The organism is Candidatus Egerieousia sp. (assembly GCF_056211015.1).
Window position 1 is genome coordinate 1 of record NZ_JBAELF010000026.1, and the last position, 3,949, is coordinate 3,949.

The 3,949-nt window shown below is 47.8% G+C and carries 4 protein-coding genes and 1 pseudogene; 3 read left to right on the forward strand and 2 right to left on the reverse strand.

Annotation, left to right across the window (positions count from 1 at the left end; all coding sequences use genetic code 11):
• Nucleotides 1–92 (reverse strand): annotated as a pseudogene (locus AC06L3_RS01835) (transcriptional regulator); the annotation flags it as partial.
• 227 nt (nucleotides 93–319) lie between these two features.
• Between AC06L3_RS01835 and AC06L3_RS01840 the strand changes: the two are divergent.
• The 3 genes from AC06L3_RS01840 to AC06L3_RS01850 all read left to right on the forward strand — a co-directional run bounded on the left by AC06L3_RS01840 (nucleotide 320) and on the right by AC06L3_RS01850 (nucleotide 3,292).
• Complete coding sequence (locus tag AC06L3_RS01840) at nucleotides 320–895, forward strand: ribosome maturation factor RimM (protein WP_475668926.1); 576 nt, start codon at nucleotides 320–322, stop codon at nucleotides 893–895.
• A 6-nt stretch (nucleotides 896–901) separates the two neighbouring features.
• Nucleotides 902–1,504, forward strand: coding sequence for a DUF3109 family protein (locus AC06L3_RS01845; RefSeq protein WP_475668927.1), 603 nt, complete (start codon nucleotides 902–904; stop codon nucleotides 1,502–1,504).
• A gap of 225 nt (nucleotides 1,505–1,729) precedes the next feature.
• Nucleotides 1,730–3,292 (forward strand): ATP-binding protein, encoded by a 1,563-nt coding sequence (locus AC06L3_RS01850; RefSeq protein WP_475668928.1) that lies wholly within the window; start codon nucleotides 1,730–1,732, stop codon nucleotides 3,290–3,292.
• Here AC06L3_RS01850 and AC06L3_RS01855 read toward each other — a convergent pair.
• Nucleotides 3,249–3,949 (reverse strand): RNA-directed DNA polymerase (locus tag AC06L3_RS01855; RefSeq protein ID WP_475668929.1); only part of this gene is annotated, 701 nt, incomplete at its 5' end. The genes AC06L3_RS01850 and AC06L3_RS01855 overlap by 44 nt on opposite strands.

Sequence of the window (3,949 nt, forward strand, 5' to 3'; positions counted from 1 at the left end):
CGGTCTTTCCCCAGTTGCTGGGCCAGCCAGATTCCTGTCTTGTTCTTCTCGGCCAGAACGACCTTGAGTCTATTCAATTGTTTCTTCGACATTGTATTTTTCAGTTGAGCACACACAAAGTTAATAAAACTCCTCACATAATGCGAATTGTTACGCCAATAATGTGAATCTTCCGCTACAGATTTACGTGAAATTCGCTTGAGAAGACAACCCGTTCTCCGAAAATTGTAGCAGAAAAATCTTTGGCATTCAATGAATATTTACATACTTTTGCCAAGTGCTGGCAGAGCTTTGGCAGCACCAAAAGATATTGACACCAATGGCAAGAACCAAAAAGAACAGAACAGCAAAGACCTTAGATGCCAACCATGGCGTGCTTCACGGCGCCGTTTGCGTTGCCACGGTATCAAAAGCCTTTGGTACAGTCGGCGAGATTCTGGTGAAGTTCACTACTGATGCACCAGATTCACTTTTTGACATGCTGGAAGAAGGCTGCAATCTGCCTATGTTCATAAACTTTGAGAATCTTCCTGTTCCATTCTATATTGAAAAACTCAATTTCAGAGGAAGCAACGGAGCAATCCTGAAGTTCACCACCGTAAATGACCTTTCATATGCAGAGGAACTTGTAGGCACAAAGATTTATATGGAACTTGCTGAAGAAAACGAATCACAGGGCCTTGTTGGTTTCACCGCACTTGATGAAAAAGGCGCTGAAATAGGCATTGTATCCGATTTTCTTGACATTCCAATGAATCCTTGCCTGAAAATCAGCAGAAAGGGTTCCGGAAGTTTTGTTACACCGGTGAACGAAGATCTGCTTCTGGATGTTAACGAAGACGAGCGCACAATAACAATCATAGTGCCTGCCGGTCTGGAAGACCTTAATTCATAGAAGCAAATGGAAAAATCACAGCACTTCATCTTTGACATAGACGGTATTCTAGTGAGTTCCGACATACTCACAGTATGCTTTGCCTGCGATTACGAAAAATGCAAAGGTATCTGCTGCGTTGAAGGAGACAGCGGCGCTCCTCTGCTTGAAGATGAGGAAACATTCCTGGAAGATGCCTATCCTCTTTATGAAGAACTTCTTGGCCCTGAGGGGAAGGCTGTGCTGAACAATCAGGGATTTGCCACTGTAGATGGAGACGGAGATTTTGTGACCCCTCTTATACATAACCGCGAATGCGCCTATGCGCGTTTTGATGAGATGGGCAACTGCCTCTGCGCCGTTGAAATGGGTATAAGGTCAAGTGGCGGATGCAGTGCTTCATTCATAAAACCTATCTCATGCAGACTCTACCCCATAAGGGTGGCTCAGATGAGAGGCGGCACTCTTGCTCTTAATCTACATAGATGGAAAATCTGCAAGGACGCTTTTGCAAAAGGGGAAAGGCTTGGAATCCCGGTTTACAAATTCCTTAAGGAACCTATTATAGCCCGCTTTGGCCAGGAGTTCTATGAGGCTCTCTGCGCCGCAGCTGAATCCTTGAAAAATTAATAAAAATTTCAATAATATTGTGCAAGAATAGAAAGTTTGGCACGATTTTTGCAAATTTTCAAAGCATAATGAGTTTTTTCATAGGTTAAAATTAGGTTTTTGGAAAATACGAAGCCGACCAAAATGTAATTTTTGGCCGGCTTCTTCTTATTTGGAGGCATAGTCGGCTTCGCAGCAGGTGATGAGCCTTGCATTTGTGGAAACTGTAAGTTAACTTTGTAGCTTATGGAAGCACGGAACACACTGCAGAATCTGCCAATCGGCATACAGAACTTTGAGAAGCTCAGGGAAGGGAATTATTTATACGTTGACAAGACCGAGCTCATATACAGGCTTGTGAGCAGCGGATGCTACTATTTCCTCTCCCGCCCGAGGCGTTTCGGGAAGAGCCTGCTGATGAGCACAATTCATTCCTACTTCAGCGGCAGGAAGGATCTCTTTGAGGGGCTGGCAATAGAGAGACTGGAGAAGGAGTGGATAGAGCATCCGGTGCTGCATCTGGATTTGAATACCGAACAGTATGACAGTCCGGAAAGGCTGACTTCGAAACTCGATCTTTTCCTGTCAAATATGGAGAAGGAATATGGCAGAGATGAGAAGGAGACCACGCTTGGTACGAGGTTCGAGGGCATCATCGCCCGCGCTTTCGAAAAAACAGGCCGCAAGGTGGTGATTCTGGTGGACGAGTACGACAAGCCCATGCTCCAGGCCATTGGCAACCCGGAGCTTCAGGATGCCTACCGCACCACTCTCAAGGGCTTCTACGGCGCACTCAAGTCGATGGACGGCTGCATCAAGTTCGCGCTACTCACAGGCGTGACCAAGTTCGGGAAGGTGAGCGTGTTCAGCGATTTGAACAATCTTGAAGACATATCGATGTCTCTCGAATACAGCGACATCTGCGGCATCACTGAAAAGGAGATGCTCTCAAACTTCGACGGTCATATCGGGCAGCTTGCATTGAATAATGATATAACGAAGGATGAAGCCGTGGCGAAACTTCGAGAACAGTACGACGGTTACCATTTCCATCAAAAGGGCGAGGGTGTCTATAACCCGTTCAGCCTGCTGAATTGTCTGAAACAAAAAGAGTTCAAGGCATACTGGTTCGAGACTGGCACTCCGACATATCTCGTGCAGCTCCTTCAGGAGCGCGACTACGACCTTGAGGAGATGTCGCGCGTGAAGGCCGATGCCGACGAGCTGAACAGCATCGATTCGACTTCGAACAATCCCATACCTGTAATCTATCAGAGCGGATACCTCACAATCAAGGGATTTGATTCCCGTTTCCAGACATACACTCTGGGGTTTCCCAACGCCGAAGTAGAGGAGGGCTTCACCAAATATCTGATGCCCAACTATATACACCGGAAAGAGAATCGTACACCGTTCCAGATTGGCAACTTCGTCAGGGACGTGGAAGCCGGCAACACGGAGCAGTTCATAAAGCGTATCCGCTCCCTTTTCGCCGATACCCCTTACGAGATAATCCGCAATATGGAAACCCATTACCGCAATGTAATCTGGCTGCTTTTCAAGCTGATGGGCTTCTACACTCAGGCCGAATACCGCACCAGCGAGGGCCGCATAGACATGGTGGTGAAGACCCCGAAGTTCTGCTACGTCCTTGAATTCAAGCTCAACGGCACTGCCGAGGAGGCTCTGGCGCAGATATCAGACAAGAACTACACCCTGCCCTTTGCCGTGGAGGACCAGCGGATAATCCGCATAGGCATCAACTTCAGCTCCGCCACACGCAACATAGACAAGGTTCTCGTGGGCTGATGACACTAAGATTTACATTGAAGTGTCCCAGATATCCCGAATATGAATTCACTATGGCCTCAAGGGCAAAGGGATTCCGTTCGCAGCACAGGGAATCCATTCTGCGGCGTTCTATCCTGCGGATGCTTCTTCGATTGAGATGCCTGCCATCGGGAGAAACCACCGCTCCGAGAAACGGGACTCCCTCCTCCACCGGAATAATCTTCACCTTACGGTAATTCAGATTGAGGTGCAGCCGGCTGTGCAGGAAATCCGCAACAAGCGGGATTGCCGCGGAAAGCCTGTTGCGTGAGGAGTCTATGATGTAAAAGTCATCCACATATCTTCCGTAATGACGGAATCTGAGGTTTCTCTTTACGTACTGGTCCAGCACGTTGAGATACACGTTGCTGAACAGCTGAGAGGTGAGGTTGCCGATGGGGAGACCGCAGCCGGGCTCGGACTTGAAAAGGCTCTTTGAATCAGGAAGGCCCCTCCAGTCCGAGAGAGAACCTTTTATACGGCAACCTTTGGTCGGGTCCAGAAACACTATCTGACGGAGGAGAAACAGGACAGTATCATAGTCGAATCCTATAGGGAGCCTCCCTCCGGATGCAAGGGAATCAATTCTTGAAAGGAGCATATCGAACAGCAGACCCCTGTCCATATTCATAAAAT